This is a genomic window from Kitasatospora sp. NPDC034533 (assembly GCF_055575155.1).
The window spans coordinates 41,405-68,309 of the sequence record NZ_JBVITE010000049.1 but is presented as its reverse complement, the minus strand read 5'-3'; the positions used below and the strand labels follow the sequence as shown (position 1 = coordinate 68,309).

Sequence of the window (26,905 nt, the reverse complement as noted above, 5' to 3'; positions counted from 1 at the left end):
GTTCCAGCACCGCCCATTGGGCGTCCGTCAGATCTCCCCGAGCCATGGAACGTGATCATCTCACGACCTTGATCCACTTCTGAAACAGGCCCTAGGAGCCTCACCGGCCGGTGGGGGCCGGCCGCGACTTCGACGGCGAGAGCGGTTCCGTCGTCGACCGCGACCAGGTCGTCGGCCCAGTCGAGGAGTTCCCCGTCCAGGAGCCGGCCGCGGTGGCCGGTCAGGTCGTAGCCGAAGGCGGCGGCGGCCTCGATCATCAGCGGGTGCGCGGGCTTGCCCACGTGCCAGTCGCGGGTGCCGGCGGAACGGACGTCGAGCGCGCCCCGGGAGCGCTCCGCGAGGATGAGGGCGGCGATCGGGGAACGGCAGTGGTTGCCCTTGCAGACCACCAGGACCCGCCGCCGGCGCTCACCCACCGGAGTTCACCCGCTCGATCTCGAACGTGATCACCCCGAGGGCCTCCTTCTCGGGCGGGAAGATCGCCTGGATGGCGCGCAGTTGCTCGGCCTCGCTCGCGTGCGGGTTGACGGAGGCGACGTCCTCGGTGCCGAACATCTCCTTGAAGGTCCGGTACGTGCCGATGCGCACGACCCGGGTCAGACACTCCTCGCCACGACAGGTGAAGTTGAGCAGGTCCCCGACCCTGATGCGTTTCATGGAGGCGTAGGCGACGCGGACTTCGACGGTCTTGGAGCCGTCGGCGATCAGGTCGAAGTACTGCTTGTAGATCTGGATGCTGCGGGGGCGGCCGTGCGCCTGGGACTGGTGCCCGGCAGGCTGGCGGGAGGTCATCAGGGATTCCAATGCGGTTGTGGTGTAGGACCGGTAGAGGTACTGGGGGTCGCGGGGTCGACCGTAGGACCTTCGACCAGCAGCATTCGACGAAGTTTCCTGCAGTTGCTGGAAGTTCGCCCGTGAGTGGCCTCAGTGGTGTCGAGTGCTCGACCATGGGATCTCGTGAGGCGACGGTCAGGAGTGACACGGCCCGATCCTGGAGGAGCACCATGCGGCAACACAGCGGCGACTTGACCGCTACGTTCTTCTGCACGGACCCCGACTCGCAAGGCGGCGTCGAGTGCGAGACGTTCTATGAGACCGACCGTGACTCCTGGATCGTGCAGCTCAAGAAATGCGGACCGAAGGTTCGGGATCAGCTCGTCGCGCTGGCCGACGACGAGACGTTCGGGGAGATGTCCGGGCGGACCATGGATGTGTTCGTGCGGAAGTACGTCAAGGAGCGCTATGGAATCGATCTCGGCAGCACGCCGACTTGAGCTGCTGTTCGGTGAGCCGGCCCAAGAGGTTCGGAAGCTCGAACTGCGGGACTTCTACGAGGTGGACCGTCCGCTGTTCGAGGCATGGCGATCAGGCGACCGTGAGGCGGTCGAGGAGACGATGCGAGGGCATCGTGCGTTCCTGGCCGGGAAGGCCGCTGCCGGATTTCCTTACCGGCGCGTGCGGGTCGTCTCCGAACCGCTCTCGGACTACCAGCGGATGGCGGTCGAGCTGGCCGACCCCACGGAACGTCTGCGGTGGCTTCCCCGCCGTCTCGTATCGGCGCTGCCGTTGCCGGGGAACGACTGCCTGCTCCGGGAGGACCTGGTGATCTTCAACCTCATCGGGGGAGACAGCCGGCAGGCCGACATCCAGCTCTCGACGGATCCGGACGTGATCCGGTTCTGCAACGAGGCGTTCGAGCAGGCGTGGTCGCTCGGCACCCCCAATGGTGAGTACAAGCCGTAACGCCATGTCCGACCAGGAACCGACCGAGTCCGCAAGGCTTGCCCTCGGGACTCACCTCAAGGAACTGCGCCGGGATGCCCGCCTCTCGGGCGTCGAACTCGCGAGGCGCTGCGGCTGGCACAAGACCAAGGTCTCGAAGATCGAGCACGGGAGGCAGATCCCGACCGAGGAAGACATCCGGAGGTGGGCGACGGCCTGCGCCGTCGAGGGACAGGCTCCCGAACTCATCGCGATGAGTCGTGAGATCGAGCAGATGTGGACCGACTACAAGCGGTGGCACCGACCGGGGATGAAGCGTCTCCAGTTCCACGCCATGGACTTGTACGCGAAGACCAAGCTGCTCCGCGTGTACGAGTCGCTGTTCATCCCCGGCTTCCTCCAGACGGTCGAGTACGCCAAAGCGCAGTTCACCATCCATGCCAGGCTGCACCGCCTCCCACTGGACGACGTCGAGGAAGCGGCGCAGAACCGCATGGCCCGAAAGCGGTTTCTCGGCACCGGGGCGCCGATGTTCTTGTTCCTCCTGGAAGCCTCGGCGCTGACCAACAACACGGGTGGCGCTGAGGTGATGAACGGGCAACTCGACCACCTCCTGGAGGTGTCGAGGCTCCCGTACGTGTCCATCGGGATCATCCCGCAGGGCCGGCCGCGGTCTCTCTATCCCGGCGAGGGCTTCTACCTGTTTGACGACAGCTTGCTGAAGCAGGAGTTCTGGTCAGGGGCGTTCCAGACGTCCAGGCCCGAGAACATCTCGTACTTCGCCCGTGCCTTCGCTGCTCTGCGGGACCAAGCCGTGTTCGGTGTGGCCGCCAGGGACGAGATCGAGGCGGCTCGCGGCCGTCTTCAGAGGGGCTGAGGGCCCCTGGCCTGCTGCTTCGCAGGTCAGGGGCCCTCAGTCGAGACGGTCGAGGGGTGGATCAGCCCTCGATCGGGAGGTCGCCGGCTCGGATGGCCTCGATGAAGGCGCCCCACGCGGAGTCGGGGAAGACGAGGGCCGGGCCGTGCGGGTCCTTGGAGTCACGCACCGGAACGAGGCCGGGGAATCCGGGGGCTACCTCGATGCAGTTGCCGCCGTTGTCCCCGCTGTAGCTGCTCTTCCGCCAGGTCAACACACGTAGCTCCTCGGGGAGTTCTATGCGGGCAGGTCGCCGGCTCGGATGGCCTCGATGAAGGCGCCCCATGCGGAGTCGGGGAAGACGAGGGCCGGGCCGTGCGGGTCCTTGGAGTCACGCACCGGAACGAGGCCGGGGAATCCGGGGGCTACTTCGATGCAGTCGCCGCCGTTGGTACCGCTGTAGCTGCTCTTCCGCCAAGCGGCCGTGGCGAACTCGCCGCTCATCATCCTTGAATTCCTCCAGCAAATCGGCGATCAGCCGAAGCGAGTCGCTCTCCGACAGGCATTCGCCACGGAGCCGATCATAGCGACGGTGATGCTTGGCCACGACCGCCGGATCATCGCTCAAGTACCCCCTGTCGAGGCTCTCCGAGTACACCGATCGCTGGCCATCCGGCAGCTCCAGCAACACCATTGACGTGTCGATGGCAGTCCGTCGCTGCGAGAACGGCATTACCTGAATGACGACGTTCGAAAGCTGGGACACCCGCAGCAGGTGCTCCATCTGCCTTCTCATCACACTGGGACCGCCGAAGACCGTACGGATGGTGCTTTCGTCTTGAACGACGACCAGGAGTGGACCGTTCGGCACGAGAAAGCGAGGCTGTCGGCTGAGTCGCGCCGCAGTCAGCGCTTCGATCGCCTCCGGGTCGTCAGCGGCCTCTCCGGTGGCGAAGAGCGCCCGCATGTACGGCTCGCACTGCAACAGGCCATGCACCACGCCGACCTGGTACACCCGCACCCCAACGGAGACGGCCTCTAGATCCACGTGGTCAGTGAACCAGTCCGGGTACTCGATCGCGGCGCTCCAGTCCACCCGGCTGTACAACCGCATCAACAGCCCGCCGGTGTTCAACAGCTGCTCGAACAGCTCCATTTCCTCGATCAGAGGCTTCCGGCGGCCGTTCTCGATCCGCGAGAGGACCGTCCGGTCCATGTGCATCAGCTTCGCGAGTTCCTCCTGCGTGAATCCGGCGAACTCCCGTGCGTATCGCACCTCTTCGCCGAACAACTTCGCGGAACTCGCCGTCGGGCCGCGCTTGATCCTTCGTTGTGCCATCACCGCTCCTCGCTGTGCTTCACGTGCTCAACACGTGGAACCGGGCTTCACCGTAGCCCCAGCAGCCGATCATTGGTACCGGAACGCAGTGATCTGCTTGCACAGCGTGAAACGCGCGCTCCCCCGCACGCCCCCTTACGCCCCCGAGGTCCCCCATGATCACCACCCGCCGCCGCCCCCGCACTTTCGTCGCTCGTCTCGACTCCCGCCCCGAATCCGCCCCGCTGGCCCGATACTTGCTCCGCGCCTACCTCTCCGGCCTCCCGGCCGGGGAGCGCTACTCCGACACCGCCGAACTCCTGCTCTGCGAGCTGTTCGCCAACGCCGTCCAGCACTCCGACGCCACCGAGGACCACCCCATCGAGATCCGCTTCGCCCTCGTCCACGACCGCCTGCGCCTGGAAGTCCACGACTCCGACGCCACCCCCCCGACCCTCCACACCCCCACGGCCGACGACGAACACGGACGCGGCCTCCAGCTCGTCAACCAACTCGCCGAACGTTGGGGCTGCACGCCCAGGCCCGGCGGCATCGGCAAACTCGTCTGGGCCGTCATCGCCCCCACCACCGGACCCGCCCTCGTCACCGTCTGAACGCCCGAACGGAAGCCCGAGCCCCCATGAACCAGCCCTCGCTCACCATCCTCGCCCGCCAGACCCTGTCCCGTGGCGCCACCCCGGCCGCCACCTACGCCCTCCTCGCCCGGCTCGGCCACAAGCCCGTGCCCTGCGCCGAGGCCGTCTGCCTCGCCCTCGACATCCCCCCGGCCGAGACCGCCCGGCGCCTGGCGGACTGCCACGACGCCCTGCTCGCCAACCCGCGCCCCGACACCGAGAGCGACACCGGCGAACTCCTGGAAGCCCTGGGCGTCTTCGACGTCCCCAAGGAACTCGACGCGACCGGTCACGCCATCGTCGCCCTCCTCCTGGCGGCCATCGACGCCATGGGCGGCATCCGCCCGGGTCACCAGCACGGCCTCCAGCGCTGGATCACCACCGGCAAGATCACCACCGCCTACCTCTCCCTCGCCGCGGCCCGGCCCCTCCCCCGCACCGGTGACCCCACCACCTACTGGAGCAGCCTCACCACCGCCGGCGAACTCCTCGCCGCCGCCACCCCCAACCCCGACACCCGCATCAAGACAGCCCTCACCCACTGCCGCACCCAGGCCACCCACACCTGACTCCCGACGCACCGGAAGTCGGCCCCGCCGACTTCCCACGCCCGAGTGCCGAACGGCAGCACCGGAGAGCCCACCCGGCTGACGGTCGGCGCTCGCTCAGTCCTCTTCACCGTCTTCGTCACCGGCCACGGCGCGGCCTGCCAGAACCACGGCACCCACGACCGCCACACCCACGGCTCCCTTGACCGCCTTGCGGCCCGCCTCCGCGGCCGCGTTCCTCAGCTGCGGCAGCTCCCGCGCCGCGTCCCGCCACCGTGTCGCCGTCAACGGAGGTCTACCGAACTCGAGTCCGAGTGGGCGGTGGAAGTCGTCAACGGCGATGCCGATCCGGTTGATCCGGTTCACCACGGCCCGGTGCGCCGACGGGTGCAGCAGCACGTGGGATCCGGCCGTGGCGGCAGCGGCATCCAGGTCTGCCATCAGCTGCCAGAGCTTCTGCGAGACGAGTTCTCGATTCTCCCGCCGGTCCTCCTTCAGCACGAGCCGACGCGCGTCCAGTCTGCGCGGCGTCCTCTCCCGCACCCGCGCGAGCCGCAGCACGTCGAGCGCGTCCTGAAGTTCGAAGCAGTGAGCCGCGACGGACATCAAGTCCCGGACCTGATAGTCCACTTCCTCGGCCATCTTCGCGAGATCACCGATCCTGGTCGTGCTCTTCGCTTTCGTCGCGAGTGCGTCGAGTCGGCACAGCACCCACCCCAGGCCGTCCGAGATCGTCTGGGCCCTGCCCCGCACGGTCGACCACGTGTCGTCGTCCACCTGTCCTTCCAGTTCAAGCGTCATCATGGCGCGGCCGAGGTCGAGGCGCGCTCCGACCACCTTCCCCACCTCGGCGTCCCGCTGGGCGCGGAGCACCGCGTCGACCTTCGTGTCGATCGTCGCGAGATAGCCCCTGATCTCACCCATCTCGTGCTGCAACGCGAGTTGCGCCATGATCCCCGCGGCTCCGGAGAGGACCGCCGGGTTGCCCAGGAGCGAGCCGGGCCCGCCCTCGACCCGGAGCCATGACCGGATCGAGCCCGGCGTCCCGATCATCGCGTAGTCGACACCGGGTGTCCCGCTCTCCATCAGCCCGAACTTCTGGACGAGCCGGGCGGATTCCTCGGTCAGCCGCAGCCAGCGGCCCGATTCGGCGGCGATCCCGGCGAGCCCGTGGGCGACTCCGGCCCCGGCGCGGAGCAGGGGTCCGAGCCCCTGGGACCCGAGCCCCCGGAGGCCGAGGTCCTTCGACCGCGACCACAGCCCCTCGGCGGCGAGGAACCACTCGACGGCCCTCCGGCTGCCGAGCACCGTGAGTCCGTCGCCGTCGCTGATCAGGTGAATCCGGTCGTCCATCGCCCGCCCCCTCCGGTGGCTGTTCGGGCCGAGGGTAGTCGGGCGGCCGTCGCGCACGGGAAGTCGGCCCCGCCGACTTCCCGTGCGGCACACCTCGCCTACACCTCGGCCCGGTACGCCTCCAGCCGCTCGGCCAGCTCCTTCGGGTGTCCCAGCATCGGGCAGTGGTCGCCGGGCATCTCGTCCGGCCGGAAGCCGAGCCGCTCCTCGACGTGCCGCCGCAGGAACGCGGCCGGGAAGAACCGGTCGTCGGCGGACAGCAGGCACCTGGTCGGCACCTCGGGCCAGGCGGTCAGCGGCCACGGCGTCCCGAACGGCGTCGGCGCCTGCTGCCGCTGGTGCTCCGCGAGGAACTCCTCGACCAGGGCGGCCGGAGTGTCGTGCACGACCAGGGAGCGCACGTCCTCCTCCACGCCCTCCGCCACGCCCCTGGCGCGGTCGGCCTCCCGCCGCTGCGGCCAGTAGCCGGTGTTCTCCCACCACGCGCCCGGCGACTCCCCGGGGGCCGGCACCTGGGCCTGGAGCATGACCAGCAGGTCCACCGGCAGCCGCTCGCACACCAGCGTGCCGGTGAATCCACCGAACGAGTGGGCGACGACGACGAGTTGACCGGTCCGCTCGCCGACCGCCGCCACCACCGCGTCCACGTACTCGGCAAGCCCGGCCGAGGCGTCGTCGCACGGCAGGTCCGGTGCCACCACCTCGTGGCCCCGCTCCCGCAGCTCGGCCGCCAACGGCCCCCAGTACCAGGCGTCCACGGCCGCGGCATGGATCAGAACGTACGTCGCCATGATCAGTCCCCCTCCGGAATCGGTCACTCCCGCACCACAGCCGAGCCTACCGACCGATCCGGGCCCGAACCGCCGGTCGAACCCCGCATACTCATCCCAACGATCATCCGTCCACCGCTCGTTGGGGGAAGCCCTTGTTCCGCGACACCCGCCCACGCGGCCTGCGCATACCGACCCACCGCGAGACCGCCGAGGAGTGGGGCGAGCAGATCGCCGCGATCCGCGAGGCCCCGCGCGGGTGGTTCTTCCTGCTGGGGCGGCTGGCCTCGGACGGCTACCTCTGCCACCTCGACCTCAACTACCACCTGGACGGCGAGCTCGTGGCCGTCGTCCAGACCTCGCGCCCCGTCCCGGCCGGCCACCGGGTGGGCTCCCTCACCACCCCGCAGTCCCAACTCTCCACGTTCCTGGCCAATTCGGACCGCCTCGACCTGCGCACCCAGATCGCCCCGCTCGACGGCCCGCCCACTCCGGGCCGGGTGCTGCTGCACGGCGTGCCCGTCCCCGTCGAGGTCCAGCAGAGCCACGGCTGCCGCAGCGCCCTGATCCCCCGGCTGCCCTCCCAGCCGGGCTACGTGATCGTCACCGCCGCCGCCGAGCACTGGGCCACCGCCACCGACCTCGCCCTCCGGCCCCCGACGGCTTTCTGAGCGGGGGCCGCTCCGAACCCCCGCACGCCGTTCACCCGAACGGGGCGGCGCGCGGCGGCACCTTCCTGATCCGTCGTCACAAATTCGCCGACACCGAAAGGTTCGCGCCAAATGCCCGACGGCCACGCCCGGCACGGACGTAGCCGCGGAGTTACGCTGTGGTCATGGTTGCAAACTACAAGGACGAAGTGACCGACCAGGAGCCCGAGTTCGTCAGCGGCCCCGCGCTGGTCCTCAAGTCCCTCGCATCCGACCCCGGCCGACGGGCCATCGTCACCGCCGACGGCGTCGCGATCACCGCCGGCGACTTCGCCGACGCCACCTACCGCCTCGCCCACGAGCTGATCGCCCGGGGCGCCGCCCGCGGCACCACCGTGACCCTGCTGACCGGCAACACCCCCGAAGCCCTGAGCGCCCGGTACGCGGCGGGCCTCGCCGGCGCGCGGGTGGTCAACCTGTACGACGGCATGAGCACCCCGGTCCTCGCCGAGATCACGGCGAGCGTCGACACCACCGTGCTGCTCGTGGACGCCGAACGGTTCGCCCAGGCCCCCGAGTTGCTCCCGCTGATCGACGTCCCGACCGTCCTCACCCTCGGGCCCGGCCCGGCCGCCGGCACCCCCGGGGCCATCGGCGAGGACGCCCTCGCCGCCTCCGCCCACCGCCCCGCCGAACCGCCCGACGTCCGGATCGGACCGGAGGACGACCTGACCATCCGCCACACCGGCGGCACCACCGGCATCCCGAAGGGCATCCTCAGCCTCCACGGGCCCCACCGGCACGTCTTCGAGGCGCCGATCGGCAGCGACCCCACCCACGACGGCGTGCCCCGCCTCCTCGCCGCCACCCCGCTCGCCCACCTCGCCGGCATCCTCGCCGACCTGGCCCTCTACCGCGGCGGCACGGTGGTCCTCCAGCGCTCCTTCGAGCCCGGCGCCGTCCTGGCCGCCATCGAGCGCGAGCGCATCACCGACCTCTGGCTGCTGCCCCCGCTGCTCCACCAGTTGCTCGACCACCCGGCGATCAGCCGCACCGACCTGTCCAGCGTGCGGCACCTCCTGTACGGGGGCAGCGCCTCCTCGCCGACCCGGATCCGCGAGGCGCTCAAGGTCTTCGGGCCCGTCCTGTACGGGATCTACGGGATGTCGGAGGCGCAGCTGGTCTCCGTGCTCACCCCGCAGGAGCACGACCGGATCGGGCCGGGCGGCCAGGTCTCGGTCGGCCGGCCCGCCCCGGGCGTCGGGGTGGCGATCCGCTCCCCCGAGGGCGCCGACCTGCCGACCGGCGAACAGGGCGAGATCCACCTGCACTCCGGCGGCATCATGGCCGGGTACTGGAAGCGGCCCGACCTCACCGCCGCCGTCCTGCACGACGGCTGGCTGAACACCGGCGACATCGGCTACTTCGACGAGGACGGCTACCTCTACCTCGCCGACCGGGCCAAGGACCTGATCATCGTGGTCGGCGGGCACGTCTACCCCTCCGAGGTGGAGGACCTCCTCGTCACCCACCCCGCCGTCGCCCGCTGCGCGGTCTTCGGGGTCCGCGACGACCAGGCGGTCGAGCACGTCCACGTCGCCGTCGTCCCCGCCGCCGGGCAGCGGCCCGTGCTGGAGGAACTCCGGACCTTCGTGACCGAGCGCAAGGGCCGGATCTTCGCCCCCGAGGTGCTGCACCTGGTGGACGAGATCCCGTTGACGCCCGTCGGCAAGCCGGACAAGAAGCTCCTGCGCGAACTCGCCACCGGCTGAGCCCGGCCGCCGCAGACTCCGGTGGGGGCCGCGGACTTCACCCCATCGTGGGGTTTGCCTCAATGAAACCCGGCCACGGTGCCGAGAAGCCAACGGGGTGGCGGCGCTGAGGGCCGCCACCCCGTTCCGTCCCCCGCCCGGGCGCCTGGTGGTCAGTGGCCGATCAGTAGCCGATGGTGAAGCGGCGTTGGACGAAGCGGGGCAGTTCGGCCTCGTCGATCAGGGCGACCGCGGCGTCCTCCGCCGAGATCCGGCTGCGGCCGTCGGCGTCCAGGACGACCTGGTCGCCGCCGAGGCGGAAGCGGCCCGTGCGCTCGCCGGGGCCGATCTGTTCGGCGGGGCTGAAGTAGGTCCAGAGCCGGTTCGAGGCGCGCAGCACGTCCAGCGCGTCGCGGTGGCCGCGCACGGCGGCGGCGTACTCGCGCGGCAGGCCGAGTTCGTCGAGCAGGGCGTGGAGGAGTTCGTCGTGGTCGGCGCGGACGACGCCCGGCTCGATCTCCAGGCTGCCGGCGCCGCCGATGACGATCAGCCGGGTGCGCGGGTGGCTCTCCAGGGCCTTGAGCAGCGTCCGGGCGGCGGTGGCGTAGACGGTCGGGTCCGCGATGGACCTGCGCACCGTGTCCTCGAAGTCCTTGGCCGCGTTCCCGGGCTGGAAGCCGCTGATCAGGACGTCCAGGCCGGGCAGGGCGGCGGCGACGCTCCCGGCGTCCAGGACGTCGAGGCTCGCCCAGGCGAGGTTCTCCCGCCGGTCGGTGACGGCGGTGGCGTCCCGGCTGAACGCCGTGACGCGGTGTCCGCGTCCGAGGGCCTCGGTGACGACCCGACTGCCGATGGTTCCGGTGGCTCCGATGACGCCGATGTGCATGGTTCTCCCCTTGGTCATGCGTGGTCGTTCCGTTGGACGGCGTGCAGGCCGAACCCTCCCGCCTCACGCCGTGCCGAAACTATACGGTGTGAAGTTTCTTCACGGCAATCACCATGGTGACGCTGTAGAGTCATCCCGTGGCAGGCACCCCGAGCACCGGACGACGCGAGCGGCTGCGCGCCGAGACGACCGCCGAAATCAAGCGCACCGCACTGGAGTTGATGGGCACCGGCGGCCCGGACGCGATCACCCTGCGGGCGATCGCCCGCGAGATGGGCATGACCGCCAACGCCATCTACGGCTACTTCGCCACCCGGGACGACCTGGTCACCGCCCTCATCGTGGACGTCTACACCGCGCTCGCCGACGCCGTCGACGCCGCCTGGGCCGCCTCCGCATCGCAGACGCCGGGGACGCCGGGGACGCCGGAGACATCGCAGACGCCGGGGGCGCCTCAGACGCCGCAGGCACCAGCCGCCCCGGCGCAGCGGATCCGGGCCTGGGCGCACGCCTTCCGCGACTGGGCGCTGGCCAACCCCGAGGGCTTCCGGCTGATCTACGGCGACCCCGTCCCCGGCTACCGCGCCCCGGAGGGCGGCGCCGCACCCGACGCGGCCCGCCGGGTCTGCGTCGGCATCGCCGCGCTGGCGGACGCCGCCTGGCCCCGCGCCGAGCGCACCCACGACGACGGCATCGAGGACGGCTTCGACTGGGACGACTTCGATCCCGGCCTGCTCGACAAGGTCCGCCCGGCGTTCCCCGCACTCCCCCCGGCCGGGGTGGCCCTGGCCCTGCGGATCTGGGGGCACCTGCACGGCCTGGTCGCGCTGGAGGTCTACGGCCACCTGGGCACCCAGACCCTCTCGCCCGACAAGCTCTTCCGCGCCGAACTCACCCAGCTGGTCCGGTCCTTGGGCCTCGACGCCCCGGCATCCGGGCGGGCGCCCCAGTAGCCGCGCCCCGGTAGCCACCGGAAAAACCGCTACCCGGACGCCCGCCGCCCGGCTAACCTCGCCCCCTCTGACCAGCACGGACGTGGGGAACGCATGACGCAGCAGATCACCGACCGCCGGGGCCGGGCCGTCTCGCTCGAAGACATCACCGAGGACAACTGGCGCGACGTCGCCGATGTCGCGCCGGCCGACGCGCAGCGCCGGTTCGTGGCCGCGCTCGCGGCGCGCTACCTCCTGCTCTCCCAGCGCGGCGGGGTGTGGACGTCCCTCGGCGTCCGCGCCGGTGACGACATCGTGGGCCACGTCATGTGGGCGTACGACGACGAGGACGGCACCCACTGGATCGGCGGCATGGTGGTGGACGCGGCCGAACAGGGCGGCGGTGTGGGCCGCGCCGCCCTGGCCGCCGTGATCGAGCGGCTGTCCGCGCTGCCGGAGTGCCGGGAGATCCGCCTCTCGTACCACCCGGACAACGCCCCCGCCGGCCGCCTCTACAGCTCGTTCGGCTTCCGGCCGACCGGGGACTTCGAGGACGAGGAGATCGTGGTGGCGCTTCCGGTCGGGGCTCGGGAGATCGCCTAGAGATCGCCGCCGAGGAGGACGCGGTAGACGATCGTGGCGCCGTCGGTGCTCACCTCGGTGCACAGCTCGCGGCGGTCGAGCAGCCAGCCGTTCGCCTCGCACCGCCGGCGGGGCCCGAGCCGGTCGGCGGCCTCCTCCGTCGGCACGTCGGGCGGGCCCGCCAGGTAGAGCGTGCGCCAGCAGTTGGCGCCGGAGCCGTTGCCGCAGTCCTCGCCCGAGCGCAGGACGGTGTAGCCGGGCGGCGGCTTCGGCACCGTCTTCGCGGCCGGGAGGGTCGCCTCGTGGAAGGCCACGAGCACCGCCGGCGGGGTCAGGGTGAGGACGAGGACCAGCTGGACGCGGAAGGCGGTGCCCGCCACCCGGGCCCAGCCGGCCGGGCGATCGGTGTGCGGGCCGGCGATCCGCCGGTCCAGCCAGAGGCCGGCCAGGACGAGCAGTTCGGCGAGCGGCGTGTACAGCAGGTACAGCTCGCCCTCGGCCTGCAACTGAAGCTGGTCGAACGCCACCACGAGTGCCAGCGCCAGCCAGAGCGCCAGCGCGGCGGCCACGGAGGCCCGCAGCGGCGCCGACCTGGCGCGCAGCAGCCAGTGCACGAGCGGCAGCAGTGCGAACAGCACGCCGACGACGGCCCACAGCACGATCCCCACGATCCGAAACCCCTCCCGGCGGCGGCGGACGACGCCTTGGGGATTCGGACGCCTAGGTACCGCTCCTCGGTTCCGGCACGGAGGAACCGCCGGGCGAGGGCCGACTACCGCGGGCCGTCCTCCTCCCCACCGCCGGAACGCCCCCGGAACGTCCGCCGGTACTCCCTCGGCGCGACGCCCACCCGGTCCGTGAAGACCGGTCGCAGCGAGACCGCCGAGGCGAAGCCGCTGCGGGTGGCAACGGTGTCGACGGGCAGGTCCGTCTCCTCCAGCAGCCGCTGGGCGGTGAGCACCCGCTGGTCGAGGAGCCAGCGCATCGGAGTGGCGCCGGTGGCGGCGGTGAACCGGCGGGCGAAGGTGCGCTCGGACATCAGGGCGGCGGCGGCCATCCGGCGCACCGTCCACGGGCTGTCGAGGGAGGCCAGCACCTCCGCCCGGAGCCGGGCCAGCGGATCGTCCTCGGCGCCGTCGGCACCGTCGCCGGCGGCCTCCGGCACGGGGGACGGGATGAACTGGGCCTGGCCGCCCGCCCGGAAGGGGGCGGTCACCATGGAGCGGGCGATGGCCGCGGCGGCCTGCTGGCCGTGGGCGGTGCGGACGAGGTGGAGGCAGAGGTCGATGCCCGCCGCGACGCCGGCCGAGGTCCACCGGCCGTCGCCGCCGGTGAAGAGCACCTCGGGCCGGACCGTCACCGCCGGGAAGCGGCGGGCGAGTTCGGGGGCGAGCGCCCAGTGGGTGGTGGCCGCGCGGCCGTCGAGCAGTCCGGCCTCGCCGAGCACGAAGGCGCCCGCGCAGAGCGAGGCGACCGGGACGCCGGCGGCGACGACGTTCCGCAGCGCGTCCAGGATCTCCGGGTCGCGCCGGGCGTCCGGGTCCTCGATGCCGGGCACCATCACCAGGTCGCAGTCGGCCAGCGCCGCGAGCCCGTGGTCGGGCACCCGCTCCAGCCCGCCGCCGAGCCGCACCCGGGCGCCTTCCGGCCCGCAGACCCGCAGGTCGAAGGCGGGCAGGCCGGGCCGGGAGGTCCGGTCCGCCCACACCTCGCCGATCACCGCGTAGTCGAAGGCCCGGACACCGTCGAAGATCAAACAACCCACGGTTCGCATGGCGGAAATCTATCGATGGGCGGCATTCCTGCCCATCACGCCTCCCCGGCACGGCGGACCACGATGGACGGCATGACGAACACCGACGCCTTCGACGCCCCGCTCACCCTCGACCCCGACGCCGTCCTGCTGCTCATCGACGTCCAGAAGGGCTTCGACGACGCCGGCTTCTGGGGCCCCCGCGACAATCCGCTCGCCGAGCGGCGGATGGCCGAGCTGATCGACGCCTGGCAGGCCACCGGCCGCCCGGTCGTCACCGTCCAGCACGCCTCCAAGGCCGGCCCCCTGGCCGAGGGCACCCCGGGCTTCGCGCTGAAGGACTTCGTCGCCGCGATCACCCCGGCGCTGCACGTCACCAAGAGCGTCAACAGCGCCTTCTACGGCACCCCCGACCTGCACGACTGGCTCCAGGCGCGCGGCGCCCGGCAGGTGGTCGTCTCCGGGATCATCACCAACGTGTGCTGCGAGACCACCGCCCGGATGGCCGGCAACCTCGGCTACGACACGATCTTCCCCATCGACGCCACCCACTCCTTCGACGCGACCGGCCCGGACGGCGTCACCGTCCCCGCCGCCGACCTCGCCCGCGCCACGGCGACGAACCTGCACGCGAACCGCTTCGCCAAGGTGGTGACGACCGAGCAGGTGCTCACGGCCGCGAAAGGCTGAACAGCGGCTCGTGCCCCCGGCCCCTCCTCGCCCTGTTCCGCGTCGAGCAGGGCCTACGAGGCGCTGAGGCCCGGCGTGAGCCCGCGCAGCCGCGCCAGGGCGGTTCCGGGGCGGTGGTGCCGGAGGGGTGGGAGGGCCGTTGGCCCCCCACCCCGCTCAGCGCCCGACCGCGCCGTCGAGCTGCTCGCGGATGATGTCCGCGTGCCCGGCGTGCCGCCCGGTCTCCTCGATCATGTGGACCAGCACCCACCGCAGCGACGGCCCCTCGGTGTCGTCCGGGCGCAGCGAGCGCACGCCCGGCCGGTCCAGGTCCGGGGCGGCGACGGCCACCGCGTTGGAGCGCTCGATCGCCGCCCGGTAGGCGGCCACCTCGGCGGCCACGGTCGTGCCGTCCAACACCAGCTCGTCCGCCTCCGACGGCTCGCCCTCGCCCACGCCCCGGTAGGCCCAGGTGAACCAGTTGTCCTCGACCACGGCGAGGTGCCGCACCAGCCAGAGCAGGCTGGTGCCGGAGGCGACGCCGGGGCGCCGGGCGTCCTCGTCGCCGACCCCGTCGAGCTTGGCGATCACCGCCGCGCGCAGGTAGTCGAGGAAGGACAGCAGGGTGGTCGGCTCGTCCGCGTTCAGGCTCGGCGGGCGCACGTCGGAGCGCTCGGCGGGCGCGGTCGGCCCGGGGTTCGTGTCGGTCACCGCGTCACCCTAGCCGGGCGGTGAAGAGCCGTCACCAGCCCTGGGAGGCCACCCAGTCCGCGAGGTGCCGGGCGCAGTCGTCGACCGATTCCTTCCAGGTGTGGCCCGCGCCGTCGCCGGCCTCGTCGCTGACGTGCTTGACCAGCCGCACCGGCAGCCCGGCCCGGTGCGCGACGGTGGCGACGGCGTAGCCCTCCATGTCCACCAGGTCGGCGTGCTCGGCCAGCCGGTCGCGGGCGGCGGCGTCGGAGACGAACAGGTCGCCGGTGGCCAGCACCGGGCCGTCGCCCTTGCCGATCACCAGCGGGGCGCCGTACTCACGCCCGGTGAGCGCGTGCAGGGTGGCGGTGTCGAGGTCGTGCTGGATCACCTGGACCACGTGGTGGGTGCCCTCCCAGCCGGGGCGCAGCGCGCCCGCCGTGCCGAGGTTGATCACCTCGGAGGGCTTCTCGCCCTGCGCGAGCAGGGTCGCCAGCGCGACGGCGGCGTTGACCTTCCCGATCCCGGTGAACAGCACCGGCAGGCGGTCGTCCAGGTGGGCGGCCTCCTCGCGCACGGCGACGACGAGCAGCGGGCGGTCGGGCGAGATCGTTCCAAGCAGGCGCATACCTCCATCGTACGGAGCGAGGGGGTCTCGCACCCGGGAACGCACGCCCGTGACCGGACCCCCGGGCTCCGCCCGGCCGGGGAACCGCGTAGGGTGCGGCCCGCGTCGGACGGTTCGCCACCTCTCGGGACGGGCGGCAAGGCGGACGGCGGGACGGACGGCGCGACGGACACCTGGGCGGGCGGGGTACCTGGCGTCCGAAGTGCACGACATGCTCAAGATCGGCGCAAGTCAGGTGTGGTCGGGGGGAGTCACGGCCATACTGCTGCCATCGGTCGGGCCCGGGGAGGGCCCGGCCCCAGGGGAGGATGAGGCGGGTGGCAACACCAGTAGGCAACGGCGCGTCCGGCGCCGCGTTCCCGGCCGGGCCGAACCAGCCGCCGGGTGCGCCGGGCACGCCGAGCGCGCCGGGGACGCTGACCACCGTGGCGCCGGCGCCGCTGGTGCGGCCCCGCGGCGCTCCCCCGGCGTCCAGACCCGGCGGGGCGCCCGCGAAGCGCCCCCCGGCAGCCGTCGCCACCGGCGCGCGCGCCCGGCTCGCGCAGGCCACCCGCACGCCGCCCGGCCGGCTGCGACTGGCCGCGGTGGTGCTCGCGGTGCTCACCGTGTCCTTCGGCGGGCTCACCGCCTGGCAGTTGGAGACCAGGGCGCAGGCCGCCGACCGGGTGGTCTCCGACAGCCAGCCGCTCAGCCGGGACGCCGCCGAGATCCACCGCAGCCTGGCCGACGCCGCCACCACCGCCGCGAGCGGCTTCCTGCTGGCCGGCGCCGAGCCCGACGAGGTCCGCAACCGCTACGAGCAGGACATCGCCACCGCCGCCAAGCTGATCGCCCAGGCCGCCGCCCGGACCACCGCGACCTCCCCGGCGCAGGATTCGCTCGCCCGCCTGAACCAGCAACTCCCGGTGTACGTCGGGCTGGTGGAGACGGCGCGGGCCGACAACCGGCAGGGCATCCCGCTCGGCGGCGCCTATCTGCGGTACGCCTCCGAGCAGATGCAGACCGTGCTGCTGCCGGCCGCCGCCGAGCTGGCCGCCGCCGAGAACCAGGAGCTGGCCGCCGACTACGCCGAGGCCCAGGCGCCGCCCTTGGCCGGGTACGGCCTGGCGCTGGTCACGCTGGGCGCGCTGGCCTGGGTGCAGGTGAGGCTGTTCCGCCGCACCAACCGGGTGTTCAACATCGGGCTGCTGGGCGCCACCGCCGCCGTACTGGCCGGCGCCCTGTGGCTGACCGCCACCGCACTGGCCACCACCGCCGGGCTCTACCGCAGCGCCGACGAGGGCGCGCAACCGCTGCGGGCGCTCAACTCCGCCCGGGCGGGCGTGCTGAACGCCCGGCTGGCGGAGAACCTGCACTTCGTCGCCCGCGGCTCGACCACCAAGTACGCGGACCAGTGGGCGCGGGCCGTCGAGGGCCTGAACGCGGACCGCTCCACCGGCTCGCTGACGCGCGCCCTCTCGGAGGCACCGGCGGCCGCCGGGCCGAGCGTCCGCGAGGCCGGCCGGCAGTTCCGGCAGTGGACCCAACGCCACGACGCCGCCCGGGACCTGGAGGTGAACGACGCCGACTACCAGGGCGCCCTGGACGCCACCGTGACGGCCAAGGGCGACGCGAACACCGCCGACGCCTACTTCAACGCCACCGACAAGGCGCTCGCGCAGGCCGCCGACATCGAACAGGACCGCTTCGAGCGGGCCGCCGAGGGCACCGGCGGGGACCTGCGCACCGCCGCCGTCGCCGCCGCCCTGCTCGGCCTGGCGGCCGCGGCCGCCGCGCTGCGCGGCCTGGGCCGGCGGCTGGCCGAGTACCGGTGACGGGCCGAATACCGATGACGGGCCGAGTACCGATGACGGGCCGAGGGGGAGAGAAGGAGCCGATGCGCGACAGAGGACTCACGAGAAGGACCAGGCCCGCTGCCGCGCTGGCCCTGCTGGCGGCCGGCGCGGCGGTGCTCGCCGGGGGCGGCCCGGTCGGCGCCGCCCCCGCGGCGGCCGGCGCCGTCCGGCTGGAGCAGCAGGAGCGGCAGCAGCAGGGCACCGCCGACAACTGCGACGTCTACAGGAGCGTGCCGCCGAGCACCGAGGACGGCCCGGCCGTGCGGGCCATCAAGGCCAAGCGCAGCCTGGTGATCGGCGTGGACCAGAACAGCTACCGCTGGGGCGCCCGCAACCCGAACACCGGCCAGATCGAGGGCTTCGACATCGACCTCGCCCGGGCGATCGGCGCGGCCGTCATGGGCGACCCGGACAAGGTGGTCCTCAAGCCGGTGGCCACGGCCGACCGGATCGACGCCATCAAGAAGAGCCGGGTCGACCTGATCGTCCGCACCATGACGATCAACTGCGCGCGGATGGCGGACGTCGCCTTCTCCAAGCCGTACTTCAACATGAGCCAGCGCGTCCTGGTGCCGAAGGCGTCCCCGGCCAAGGACGTCGACGATGCGATCAAGGACAGGGCGGTCTGCGCCGCCGACGGCTCCACCGCGCTGAACGTGGTCAAGGACAGGAAGACCGCCCGGAAGATCGTCACGGTGGAGAACCAGCTGGACTGCCTGGTCCTGATGCAGCTCGGCAAGGTCGACGCCACCATGACCGACAGCGGCCTGGCGGCCGGTCAGGCGGCGCAGGACCAGACCGTGCGGATCGTGGACGGCGAGGCCCAGCCGGAGGTGGTCGGCGTCGCCATGCCGAAGGACAGCACCGACCTGACGGCCCGGGTCAACCAGGTGCTCGCCGACTACTACGCGCGCGGCGACTGGGCCCGTTCGTACGACCGCTGGCTCAAGCCGTACATGCTCAACGAGGCCGACCGCTACTGGCCGGGCACCCGCTGAACCCGGCCCGGCGGTGGCGGCGGAAGGGGCGCGGGAGAGGTAGCGCACGGCCCGTCAGCGGGGCGTTGACGGCGCTCTGACGCCCCGCGCCCGCTCCGCCCGGACGGCCACCGGCTAGGGTTCGGGACGATCACCACGGGGAGACCGGTGGTGGACGGGGGGGTTGTCGTGGGACCGCGCGCCGGGCACGTCCGGCAGGTCGGGATCGCACGCGAGGAAGGAAGGACACGGCGGTGGCGGCATCGGCTGGCCCGGTACTGAGCCGGGAGGAGGTGGACCGCGCGCTCGCCCGCCTCGGCGCGGAGCGGGACGCGGTCGAGTCCGCGCTGCTCGCCCTCCAGGACCACCCGGGCCTGCGGCTGCTGGACGGCGCCGAGCTGTCCGGGCGCACCCAGGAGCGCTGGTCCGTCGCCGGCAAGGGCCTGCCGCTGCTGTGGGCGCTGTTCGACCGCTACTCCGAGGCGCTGGCCTCGGCGCGCGCGGTCCGCGCCCGCAAGGCCAAGCCCGGCGCGCCCGAGCTCGCCGAGCTGAGCGAACTGCTGACCGGCGACGCGGTGACCGTCCCGGGCGGCGCGGTGCCGGACGCCCCGCAGCTGCTCGGCGCGCCCGCCAGGCTGGTCGAGCGGATCAGCCTGGACGCGCTGATGGCCCGGATGAACTCCTGGTACGCCACCGTGCTGGAAGTGGTCAGCGCCGCCGACGCGGTCTGGTCGGCGCTGCCGGCCCGGATCGACCTGCTGCTGGCCGAGCTCCAGCGGGTGCGCACCCTGGCCGCCTCGCTCGGCGTCCGGGCCGGCGGCCACCCGCTGGCCGACGACCTGGGCGGGATCGAGAAGGACCTCTCCGAGCTGCGCACCGAGGTCCACGCGGACCCGCTGGCGCTGTGGCGCCCGGCCCGGGTGCCCGCCCAGCGCGGCACCGTCCCGGAGGGCTCGGCCTTCGCCGGCCCGGCCGGGGTGGTGGACACCGAGCGGTTCGACCGGGCCGGGCGGGCGCTGGACGGCGTGCGGCTGGAGCTGGAGGACCTGCTGCGGCTGCGCGACGAGGCCGAGGAGCGCCTCCAGGGCGTCGGCGACCTGCTCCAGCGGGCCGACGCCACGCTGGCCGAGGCCCGCCGGGCGCGCGGCGAGGTGCTGGCGAAGATAGCGGCCAGCGACGTCCCCGCGGTGCCCGGGCCCACCTCGGCGCTGCGCGAACGGATCGTCGCCGCGCTGGACCTGCGCCAGGCCGGGCAGTGGGGGCGCCTGGCGCCGCTGCTGGACGCGCTGGAGGACGCCGCCGCCAAGGAGCTGGGCCGGGCCCGGGAGTCGCTCACCGAGGTGACCCAGCCGCTGGCCGTCCGGGCCGAGCTGCGCGGCCGGCTGGACGCCTACAAGGCGATGGCGGCCCGGCTGCGGGTCTCCGAGGACCCGGAAGTGATCGAGCGGTACGAGAAGGCGCGCTGGCTGCTGTGGAGCGCGCCGTGCGACCTGCGGGCGGCGGCCGCCGCGGTGGCCCGGTTCCAGCAGTCGCTGCGCCCGGCCCAGGCCGAGGCCGAGGGCGGGCGGGTTCAGGAGGCGGCCGGCCAGGAGCCGGCCGACGGACGGGTCCAGGGGGGCTGAGGGTGATGGGCGAGAGGTGCGAGCGGCCGGAGTGTTCCGGTGGCGGCAGGATCGACGCCGACGGCTACTGCGACGAGTGCGGGCTGGCCCCGGCGGGCCGGACCACCTCGACGCCGGCGGCCTCCGGGGCGGCCGGGGCCACCGCCGCGCCCGGCGCCCCGGAGGCCGCCGGCCCCGGCTCGCCCTGCCCGCGCGACTGCTCCGGCACCATCGACCCGGACGGCTACTGCGACGAGTGCGGCCTCACCCCGCCCACCGGCGACACCGGCCGCACCCCGCCCACCGGCCACAGCGCCGCCACCGGCGTCACGGGAGACACCGGCGGCTCCGGCCTCACCCAGCCGTACGTCCCCTTCGCCCGGGTGACCCCCGACACCGGGCAGGGCGGCTCCGGCCGCACCGGCTCGGCCCGCTCGCTGTCCGGCCGCTCCCGCTCGCACCGCTCGACCCGCACGGGCAGCGGCCGCTCGCTCTCGGTGCGCTCCACCCGGAGCACCGGCACCGCGGGCACCCGCAACCGCCTGGGCGCCGGCCTGGTCACCGTGCCGACCGTCGAGGCGGCCGACCCGGCCCGGGCGGTGCTGGCGAACCCCGAGGTGCCCGAGCGCAAGCGGTTCTGCTCCAAGTGCGACGCCGCGGTCGGCCGGGAGAAGAACGGCCGACCGGGCCGCCCGGACGGCTTCTGCACCAAGTGCGGCACGCCGTACTCGTTCACGCCCAAGCTCCGGCGCGGCGACCTCGTCGGCGGGCAGTACGAGGTGGTGGGCTGCCTGGCGCACGGCGGGCTCGGCTGGATCTACCTGGCGGTGGACCGCCGGGTCAACGACAAGTGGGTGGTGCTCAAGGGCCTGCTGGACACCGGGGACGAGGACGCGCTCGCGGCGGCCGTCGCCGAACGGCGCTTCCTGGCCGAGGTGGACCACCCGAACATCGTCCGGATCATCAACTTCGCCGAGCACCCGGACCTGCGCACCGGCTCCACCGACGGCTACATCGTGATGGAGTACGTCGGCGGCAAGTCGCTCAAGGACATCGCCAACGAGCGCCGCACCCCGGACGGCCGGCGCGCGCCGCTGCCCGTCGAGCAGGCGATCGCGTACGCGCTGGAGGCGCTGCCGGCCCTGGGCTACCTGCACGACCGGGGCCTGGTCTACTGCGACTTCAAGATCGACAACGTGATCCAGAGCGGCGACACGCTCAAGATCATAGACATGGGCGCCGTCCGCCGGTCGGACGACGAGGGCCCGATCTACGGCACCATCGGCTACCAGGCCCCGGAGATCGCCACCGCCGGCCCCTCCGTCGCCTCCGACCTGTACACCGTGGCCCGCACCCTCGCGGTGCTCACCTTCGACTTCCAGGGCTACAGCACCACCCACCGCGACTCGCTGCCCGGCCCCGAGTACGTCGAGGTCTTCGCCCGGTACGAGTCGTACTACCGCTTCCTGGTCCGCGCCACCGACCCGGACCCGGCCCGCCGCTTCGCCTCCGCCGAGGAGATGGCCGACCAGCTGACCGGCGTGCTGCGGGAGGTGCTCGCCGTCCAGGACGACCGGCCCCGGCCGGCTCCCTCCACCCTGTTCGGCCCCGAACTGCGCGTCGTGGACAACGAGTTGGTGCTGCCCAGCGAGCAGTCCGGCCGGCTGCTGGTGGCCCCGCTGGACCCGGCCGCCGCCGCCCTGGCGCTGCCCGTCCCCCGGGTCGACCCGGACGACCCCAACGCGGGCTTCCTCGCCACCCTGCTCGCCGCCGACCCCGAGGAGGCGCTCGTCGCGCTCGGCGGCGCCCCCGCCGTCTCGGTCGAGAGCCGGCTGCGCGAGCTGCGCGCCCTGCTCGAACTCGGCCGCCACGGCACGGCCGTGAACGCCCTGGGCGGGCTGGAGCGCGACCACCCGGACGACTGGCGGGTGGTCTGGTACCGCGGACTGGTCGCGCTGGCCGGGGCCGACGCCCCCGCCGCCGCCGAGGCCTTCGACGCGGTCTACGACGCCTTCCCCGGCGAGGCCGCCCCCAAGCTGGCCCTCGCCATCTGCGCCGAACTGCTCGGCGACCGGGGCGACGCGGCCGAGTTCTACCGGCTCGTGTGGGCCACCGACCACGCCTACCTGAGCGCCGCCTTCGGGCTGGCCCGGGTCCGGCTGACGGAGGAGGACCGGGCCGGCGCGGTGCGCGTCCTGGAGTCCGTCCCGGCCACCTCCAACCAGTACACCGCCGCCCGGATCGCCGCCGTCCGGGCCCGGCTGCGCGAGCGCCCGCCCACCGACGAGCTGGCCGCCGACCTCGGCGCGAGCTCCGCGCAGCTGACCGCGCTGCGGCTGGACGACCGCCGCCGCGAGGAGCTCTCCGTCGAGGTGCTCGGCGCGGCCCTCGGCTGGCTCGGCGCCGGAGCGGCCGGCGCCCGGCAGGCCGGCGATCTGGTGGTACTGGGACGTCCCGCACAGGAGCGGGAACTGCGCTTCGCCCTGGAACAGTCCTACCGGGTACTCGCCCGGTTGGCCGACCGGGCGGAGACGAGGATCGAGATGGTGGAGCGGGCCAACCGTGCCCGCCCCAGGACGTGGGTGTAGCAGATGCCGCAGCAGACCGAGTGCCCGAGCTGTTCGGAGCCGATGGACCCGGAGGACGCCTACTGCGGCTCCTGCGGGACGGGCCGGGACGGCCGGGCGGCCCCCGGCTCGATGCCGGCGAGCTGGGCCGCCGCCCGCGGTGAGGGCGTGCCGTCGCCACGCGGGCCGGTCTGCGTGCACTGCGGTCAGCCGCAGGTCACCCCGGACGGCTACTGCGAGGGCTGCGGCGGTGCCCAGCCGCGCCCGCGCGACCACATGGAGAAGTCCCTCGGGGGCGTCGCCGGGGTCAGCGACCGCGGCGTGCGCCACCACCGCAACGAGGACTCCTTCACCGTCGCCGCAACCTCGCTGCCCGGCGGCGAGCCGGTCGTGGTCGCCGTGGTGTGCGACGGCGTCTCCTCCTCCGACCGGCCGGACGAGGCCTCGGAGACCGCCGTGGACGCCGCCTCCGAGTCGCTGCTGACCTCCCTGGAGGCCGGCCGGGACCCGAACCAGGCGATGCGCCAGGCCATCGCCGACGCCGCCCGGGCCGTCGCCGACCTCGCCACCGACGGGGCCGGCCCCGCCCGCCCCGACCTCAACGCGCCCGCCTGCACCTACGTCAGCGCGATAGCCGCGGGCGGACGGGTCACCATCGGGTGGGTCGGCGACACCCGCGCGTACTGGATCCCGGACGACCGCGCCGCCGCCGAGCCGTTCCGGCTCACCCAGGACGACTCCTGGGCGGCCCGGATGGTCGAGGCCGGGCTGATGAGCGAGGCCGAGGCCTACGCCGACCCCCGCGCGCACGCCATCACCGGCTGGCTCGGCGCCGACGCCGAGGAGGTCGTGCCGCACACCCTCGACTTCACCCCGCACGTCCCCGGGGTGGTGCTGATCTGCACCGACGGGCTGTGGAACTACGCCGAGGCGGCCACCGACCTGGCGTACTACGTGCGCCAGGACGCCCGCACCGAGCCGCTCGCCACCGCGCAGACCCTGGTGAAGTTCGCGGTCGCCGCCGGCGGCCACGACAACATCACCGTGGCCGTGCTGCCGATCGACCCGCCGGCCGCCGCCCTCGACGAGGCCGAGCAGACCCCGACCGCGCTGGACCTGCCGATCGTCACCGCGACGCCGGGTGCCCCGGCCGCGGAGGAGGACGAGGACCACGAGCCGACCCTGCCGGACCTCCCGGTGATCGGCTCCCCCGCCGCCCCGCTGCCCCCGGCCCCGACCGCACCACCGGCCGTGCCCCCGGCACCCGTCGCCCCCGCTCCGCCGGCCGCACCGCCGTCCGTTCCGGCCGCACCGCCGACCGCCCCGGCCGTTCCGTCCGCTCCGCCGGCCGCCCCACCGGCCGCCCCGGCCGTCCCGCCGCAGCCGCCGCACCCGCCGACGGCCTGACCGACCGCCCGCCGGACGCTCCGGCGACCCGGCCCGCCGGCCCGCCCGGCGGGCCGCCCCACCGTCCTGAGCACGTCCACCCCCTCACCCGACGGGAGCCGACCGCCCCATGGCAACACTGGCGAAGCCGAACCTGCCCAGGTTCAACGTGGAGATCTTCCAGAACGAGTACCTGGCCGACGGTGCCCGCGAGGTCAACGCCATCGTCACCGTCACCGCGACCGGCGGCGGCACCTCCGGCGGCCGGCCGCTGGGCATCGCCGACGCCGGCTCCGCGGGCACGGACACGGCGGCGGCCGTGGTCATCCTGGTGGACTGCTCGGGCTCGATGGACTACCCCAAGACCAAGATCAACGGCGCCCGCGAGGCCACCGCCGCCGCCATCGACGCGCTGCGCGACGGCACCGCCTTCGCCGTGGTCGCCGGCACCCACGAGGCCCGCGACATCTACCCCGGCGACGGCACCCTCGCCACCGCCTCCGCCGCCACCCGCGAGCGGGCCAAGGAGGCGCTGCGCCGCCTCACCGCGGCCGGCGGCACCGCGATGGGCACCTGGCTGGCCAAGGCCGACCAGCTCTTCCTCACCCGCCGCGACATCGCCCTGCGGCACGCGATCCTGCTCACCGACGGCAACAACGAGCACGAGTCGGCCGAGGACCTGGCCCGCACCGTCGAGCGGGTGACCGGCCACTTCACCGCCGACTGCCGCGGCGTCGGCACCGACTGGCGGATCGACGAGCTGCGCAAGATCTCCTCGGCGCTGCTCGGCACCACCGACATCGTCGCCGAACCCTCCGGCCTGGCCGAGGACTTCCGCTCGATGATGGCCGGCGCCATGGGCAAGCAGGTCGCCGACGTCGCGCTGCGGATCTGGACCCCGGCCAACGCCACCGTCCGGTTCGTCAAGCAGGTCGCCCCCGCGGTCGAGGACCTGACCGCCCGCCGCACCGAGGCGGGCCCCCGGGCCGGCGACTACCCCACCGGCTCCTGGGGCGACGAGAGCCGCGACTACCACGTCTGCGTCGAGGTGCCGGCCGCCGCGGTCGGCAACGAGATGCTGGCCGCCCGGGTCAGCCTGGTGCTGCCCGTGCAGGTCGCCGGCGGCACCCCCGAGGTGCTCACCCAGGGCCTGGTCAAGGCGGTCTGGACCGACGACCTGGTCAACTCCACCCGGATCAGCCCCCAGGTCGCCCACTACACCGGGCAGGCCGAGCTCGCCTCCTCCATCCAGGAGGGCCTGGAGGCCCACCGGGCCGGGGACGTCGACCGCGCGACCTCCAAGCTCGGCGCCGCCGTCCGGATCGCCCACGCGACCGGGAACGAGGGCACCTACAAGCTGCTCCAGAAGGTGGTGGACGTGGTGGACCCGAAGGAGGGTACGGTTCGGTTCCGTAAGAACGTGAGCGAGGCCGACTCGATGACCCTTGAGACCCGGTCGACCAAGACGGTACGTGTGAAGAAGTGACCGCTGAAGACGTGACCGGGCCGGCACCCCGGCGCGACGCCGCACGGAGCCGGCCCGAAACGAGGGGGACCTGATGCCGATCTGCCCGAGGGGCCACGAGTCGCAGGCCGAGGACTGGTGCGACTTCTGCGGCTTCCCGATGACCCCGCCGGTGCCCACGCCGGGGGCGCACGGAGGCTACCCGGGAGCGCCCGGGGGCGACCACACGCCCAGCACGCCCACCGCACACCCGGGGCACGCCGGCGCGACCTTCGGCGGGCCGCCGCCCCCGCCGCCGATGCCCCCGGGGAGCGTCCCGCCGCCAGGGGCGCCGCTGCCCCCGCCGGGCGCCGTGCCCCCTCCCGGGGCCTTCCCGCCGCCCGCTCCGCAGGGCCTCACCGCGGGCCTGTCCGTCTGCCCGATCTGCCGCAGCCCGCAGACCGGACGGTTCTGCGAGGAGTGCGGCTACGACTACGAGCTCTCCACGCCCTCGCGCCGCCAGGGGCCCGGCGCCGGCGCGTCCCAGGGCGGCCCGGCCCAGCCGCCGCCGCTGAACATCCCGCCGGCCTACGGCGGCACCCCGCAGCAGCGGGCCCCGTTCGGGCAGCCCCCGGCCGCCCCGCAGGCCGTCGCCCCGGCCGTCCCGCAGCAGGCGCAGGCCCCGGCGCACCCGCACACCTACGGCTACCCGCCGCCGGAGGGCGCCTTCCCCGACGCCTCGGTGCGCGAGGACTCCGGCCCGGTGTACGCCCACCCCGCCGGCCCCGGCCCGAACAGCCGCGGCGGCGACTTCGGCACCTCCTTCAACCTCGCCCCGCCCGTCCCCCAGCAGCCCCATGAGCCCGCCCCCGCCGAGCCCGCGCGGACCACCTGGATCGCCGTGGTCTCGGCCGACCGGGACTACTTCACCGACATGATGGCCCGCAGCGGCCCCGAGGCGGCCGGCCTGTTCTTCCCGCCGTACTGCCCCGAGCGCCGCATCCCGCTGACCGGCCGCGGCCAGCTGCGGATCGGGCGGCGCAGCCAGCACCGCGGCACCGTACCGGAGATCGACCTGTCCGTCCCGCCGGAGGACCCGGGCGCCTCGCACCAGCACGCGCTGCTCGCCGAACAGGCGGACGGCAGCTGGGTGCTGGTGGACCAGGACTCGACCAACGGCACCACCATCAACGGCGGCTCGGAGCCGGTCGCACCGCACACCGCCGTACCGCTGAACGACGGCGACCGGATCCACATCGGCGCCTGGACCACCATCACCGTGCACCGGGGTTGACGGCCCGTCGATCGATCGGCCGTCGACCGTCGACCGGCCGTCGACTGACCGTTGACTG

General features: G+C 73.5%; 29 protein-coding genes. 17 read left to right on the top strand and 12 right to left on the bottom strand.

Annotated elements, in window-relative coordinates:
* Nucleotides 1–416, bottom strand: a 416-nt coding sequence (locus ACZ55U_RS28220; RefSeq protein ID WP_465530329.1) for an arsenate reductase/protein-tyrosine-phosphatase family protein, incomplete at its 3' end; no start/stop codon positions are given.
* On the bottom strand, nucleotides 409–792 hold the full coding sequence (locus ACZ55U_RS28215; RefSeq protein WP_465530327.1) for an ASCH domain-containing protein: 384 nt from the start codon (nucleotides 790–792) through the stop codon (nucleotides 409–411). The genes ACZ55U_RS28215 and ACZ55U_RS28220, both read right to left, overlap by 8 nt.
* Before the next feature lie 212 nt (nucleotides 793–1,004).
* Here ACZ55U_RS28215 and ACZ55U_RS28210 point away from each other — a divergent pair, with 212 nt between their 5' ends.
* The 3 genes from ACZ55U_RS28210 to ACZ55U_RS28200 are packed head-to-tail and all read left to right on the top strand — an operon-like array spanning nucleotide 1,005 to nucleotide 2,599.
* Nucleotides 1,005–1,274: a hypothetical protein gene (locus ACZ55U_RS28210; protein WP_465530325.1), complete on the top strand. Its 270-nt coding sequence runs from the start codon at nucleotides 1,005–1,007 to the stop codon at nucleotides 1,272–1,274.
* Entirely contained in the window at nucleotides 1,243–1,743 is a 501-nt protein-coding gene (locus tag ACZ55U_RS28205; protein WP_465530323.1) for a DUF6879 family protein, read from the top strand. Before ACZ55U_RS28210 ends, ACZ55U_RS28205 begins: the two co-directional genes overlap by 32 nt.
* Before the next feature lie 4 nt (nucleotides 1,744–1,747).
* A complete protein-coding gene (locus tag ACZ55U_RS28200) occupies nucleotides 1,748–2,599 on the top strand; it encodes a helix-turn-helix domain-containing protein (protein ID WP_465530321.1) in 852 nt (283 codons plus the stop codon).
* A 61-nt stretch (nucleotides 2,600–2,660) separates the two neighbouring features.
* On the opposite strand, the gene ACZ55U_RS28195 is transcribed toward ACZ55U_RS28200, so the two are convergent.
* The 3 genes from ACZ55U_RS28195 to ACZ55U_RS28185 are packed head-to-tail and all read right to left on the bottom strand — an operon-like array spanning nucleotide 2,661 to nucleotide 3,917.
* Nucleotides 2,661–2,855: a DUF397 domain-containing protein gene (locus ACZ55U_RS28195; RefSeq protein WP_465530319.1), complete on the bottom strand. Its 195-nt coding sequence runs from the start codon at nucleotides 2,853–2,855 to the stop codon at nucleotides 2,661–2,663.
* A gap of 20 nt (nucleotides 2,856–2,875) precedes the next feature.
* Entirely contained in the window at nucleotides 2,876–3,013 is a 138-nt protein-coding gene (locus ACZ55U_RS28190; protein ID WP_465530333.1) for a DUF397 domain-containing protein, read from the bottom strand.
* Complete coding sequence (locus ACZ55U_RS28185) at nucleotides 2,970–3,917, bottom strand: helix-turn-helix domain-containing protein (protein WP_465530317.1); 948 nt, start codon at nucleotides 3,915–3,917, stop codon at nucleotides 2,970–2,972. Before ACZ55U_RS28185 ends, ACZ55U_RS28190 begins: the two co-directional genes overlap by 44 nt.
* A gap of 155 nt (nucleotides 3,918–4,072) precedes the next feature.
* On the opposite strand from ACZ55U_RS28185, the gene ACZ55U_RS28180 reads away from it, so the two are divergent.
* Together ACZ55U_RS28180 and ACZ55U_RS28175 are read left to right on the top strand one after the other, a co-directional pair.
* Nucleotides 4,073–4,510 (top strand): ATP-binding protein, encoded by a 438-nt coding sequence (locus ACZ55U_RS28180; RefSeq protein ID WP_465530315.1) that lies wholly within the window; start codon nucleotides 4,073–4,075, stop codon nucleotides 4,508–4,510.
* Between the two features lie 26 nt (nucleotides 4,511–4,536).
* Nucleotides 4,537–5,100 (top strand): hypothetical protein, encoded by a 564-nt coding sequence (locus tag ACZ55U_RS28175; RefSeq protein WP_465530313.1) that lies wholly within the window; start codon nucleotides 4,537–4,539, stop codon nucleotides 5,098–5,100.
* 96 nt (nucleotides 5,101–5,196) lie between these two features.
* Here ACZ55U_RS28175 and ACZ55U_RS28170 read toward each other — a convergent pair whose 3' ends face one another.
* Nucleotides 5,197–6,432 carry a hypothetical protein gene (locus ACZ55U_RS28170; protein ID WP_465530311.1) on the bottom strand — a complete coding sequence of 412 codons (1,236 nt, stop codon included), beginning with the start codon at nucleotides 6,430–6,432 and terminating at the stop codon, nucleotides 5,197–5,199.
* A gap of 98 nt (nucleotides 6,433–6,530) precedes the next feature.
* Nucleotides 6,531–7,223, bottom strand: coding sequence for an alpha/beta fold hydrolase (locus ACZ55U_RS28165; protein ID WP_465530309.1), 693 nt, complete (start codon nucleotides 7,221–7,223; stop codon nucleotides 6,531–6,533).
* Nucleotides 7,224–7,357: 134 nt separating this feature from the next.
* Between ACZ55U_RS28165 and ACZ55U_RS28160 the strand changes: the two genes are divergently transcribed.
* Together ACZ55U_RS28160 and ACZ55U_RS28155 are read left to right on the top strand one after the other, a co-directional pair.
* Nucleotides 7,358–7,873: a hypothetical protein gene (locus tag ACZ55U_RS28160; protein WP_465530307.1), complete on the top strand. Its 516-nt coding sequence runs from the start codon at nucleotides 7,358–7,360 to the stop codon at nucleotides 7,871–7,873.
* 164 nt (nucleotides 7,874–8,037) lie between these two features.
* Nucleotides 8,038–9,624: an AMP-binding protein gene (locus ACZ55U_RS28155; RefSeq protein ID WP_465530305.1), complete on the top strand. Its 1,587-nt coding sequence runs from the start codon at nucleotides 8,038–8,040 to the stop codon at nucleotides 9,622–9,624.
* Nucleotides 9,625–9,787: 163 nt separating this feature from the next.
* On the opposite strand, the gene ACZ55U_RS28150 is transcribed toward ACZ55U_RS28155, so the two are convergent.
* Nucleotides 9,788–10,507 carry an NAD(P)-dependent oxidoreductase gene (locus ACZ55U_RS28150; protein ID WP_465530303.1) on the bottom strand — a complete coding sequence of 240 codons (720 nt, stop codon included), beginning with the start codon at nucleotides 10,505–10,507 and terminating at the stop codon, nucleotides 9,788–9,790.
* Between the two features lie 119 nt (nucleotides 10,508–10,626).
* On the opposite strand from ACZ55U_RS28150, the gene ACZ55U_RS28145 reads away from it, so the two are divergent.
* Both ACZ55U_RS28145 and ACZ55U_RS28140 read left to right on the top strand, forming a co-directional pair.
* On the top strand, nucleotides 10,627–11,442 hold the full coding sequence (locus tag ACZ55U_RS28145; protein WP_465530301.1) for a TetR/AcrR family transcriptional regulator: 816 nt from the start codon (nucleotides 10,627–10,629) through the stop codon (nucleotides 11,440–11,442).
* A 93-nt stretch (nucleotides 11,443–11,535) separates the two neighbouring features.
* On the top strand, nucleotides 11,536–12,024 hold the full coding sequence (locus ACZ55U_RS28140; RefSeq protein WP_465530299.1) for a GNAT family N-acetyltransferase: 489 nt from the start codon (nucleotides 11,536–11,538) through the stop codon (nucleotides 12,022–12,024).
* Here ACZ55U_RS28140 and ACZ55U_RS28135 read toward each other — a convergent pair.
* Complete coding sequence (locus ACZ55U_RS28135; RefSeq protein WP_465530297.1) at nucleotides 12,021–12,671, bottom strand: hypothetical protein; 651 nt, start codon at nucleotides 12,669–12,671, stop codon at nucleotides 12,021–12,023. The two genes, ACZ55U_RS28140 and ACZ55U_RS28135, sit on opposite strands and share 4 nt — an antisense overlap.
* Before the next feature lie 104 nt (nucleotides 12,672–12,775).
* On the bottom strand, nucleotides 12,776–13,768 hold the full coding sequence (locus ACZ55U_RS28130) for a GlxA family transcriptional regulator (protein ID WP_465530331.1): 993 nt from the start codon (nucleotides 13,766–13,768) through the stop codon (nucleotides 12,776–12,778).
* An 81-nt stretch (nucleotides 13,769–13,849) separates the two neighbouring features.
* On the opposite strand from ACZ55U_RS28130, the gene ACZ55U_RS28125 reads away from it, so the two are divergent.
* Nucleotides 13,850–14,446 (top strand): cysteine hydrolase family protein, encoded by a 597-nt coding sequence (locus ACZ55U_RS28125; protein ID WP_465530295.1) that lies wholly within the window; start codon nucleotides 13,850–13,852, stop codon nucleotides 14,444–14,446.
* Between the two features lie 156 nt (nucleotides 14,447–14,602).
* Here ACZ55U_RS28125 and ACZ55U_RS28120 read toward each other — a convergent pair whose 3' ends face one another.
* The gene (locus ACZ55U_RS28120) at nucleotides 14,603–15,136 is read right to left on the bottom strand and encodes a DinB family protein (protein WP_465530293.1); all 534 of its coding nucleotides are present in this window, start codon (nucleotides 15,134–15,136) and stop codon (nucleotides 14,603–14,605) included.
* Nucleotides 15,137–15,167: 31 nt separating this feature from the next.
* The gene (locus tag ACZ55U_RS28115; protein ID WP_465530291.1) at nucleotides 15,168–15,743 is read right to left on the bottom strand and encodes a nucleosidase; all 576 of its coding nucleotides are present in this window, start codon (nucleotides 15,741–15,743) and stop codon (nucleotides 15,168–15,170) included.
* A 317-nt stretch (nucleotides 15,744–16,060) separates the two neighbouring features.
* Here ACZ55U_RS28115 and ACZ55U_RS28110 point away from each other — a divergent pair, with 317 nt between their 5' ends.
* The 7 genes from ACZ55U_RS28110 (at nucleotide 16,061) to ACZ55U_RS28080 (ending at nucleotide 26,847) form a co-directional block, all read left to right on the top strand.
* Complete coding sequence (locus ACZ55U_RS28110; protein WP_465530289.1) at nucleotides 16,061–17,557, top strand: hypothetical protein; 1,497 nt, start codon at nucleotides 16,061–16,063, stop codon at nucleotides 17,555–17,557.
* Between the two features lie 62 nt (nucleotides 17,558–17,619).
* Nucleotides 17,620–18,576 carry a glutamate ABC transporter substrate-binding protein gene (locus ACZ55U_RS28105; RefSeq protein WP_465530287.1) on the top strand — a complete coding sequence of 319 codons (957 nt, stop codon included), beginning with the start codon at nucleotides 17,620–17,622 and terminating at the stop codon, nucleotides 18,574–18,576.
* A gap of 233 nt (nucleotides 18,577–18,809) precedes the next feature.
* A complete protein-coding gene (locus tag ACZ55U_RS28100) occupies nucleotides 18,810–20,177 on the top strand; it encodes a hypothetical protein (protein WP_465530285.1) in 1,368 nt (455 codons plus the stop codon).
* 5 nt (nucleotides 20,178–20,182) lie between these two features.
* Nucleotides 20,183–22,744, top strand: a complete 2,562-nt coding sequence (locus ACZ55U_RS28095; protein WP_465530283.1) for a serine/threonine-protein kinase — start codon at nucleotides 20,183–20,185, stop codon at nucleotides 22,742–22,744.
* A gap of 3 nt (nucleotides 22,745–22,747) precedes the next feature.
* The gene (locus ACZ55U_RS28090) at nucleotides 22,748–24,130 is read left to right on the top strand and encodes a protein phosphatase 2C domain-containing protein (RefSeq protein WP_465530281.1); all 1,383 of its coding nucleotides are present in this window, start codon (nucleotides 22,748–22,750) and stop codon (nucleotides 24,128–24,130) included.
* A 109-nt stretch (nucleotides 24,131–24,239) separates the two neighbouring features.
* Nucleotides 24,240–25,595, top strand: a complete 1,356-nt coding sequence (locus ACZ55U_RS28085) for a vWA domain-containing protein (RefSeq protein WP_465530279.1) — start codon at nucleotides 24,240–24,242, stop codon at nucleotides 25,593–25,595.
* Between the two features lie 73 nt (nucleotides 25,596–25,668).
* Nucleotides 25,669–26,847, top strand: coding sequence for an FHA domain-containing protein (locus tag ACZ55U_RS28080; RefSeq protein WP_465530277.1), 1,179 nt, complete (start codon nucleotides 25,669–25,671; stop codon nucleotides 26,845–26,847).
* Nucleotides 26,848–26,905: the final 58 nt, after the last annotated feature.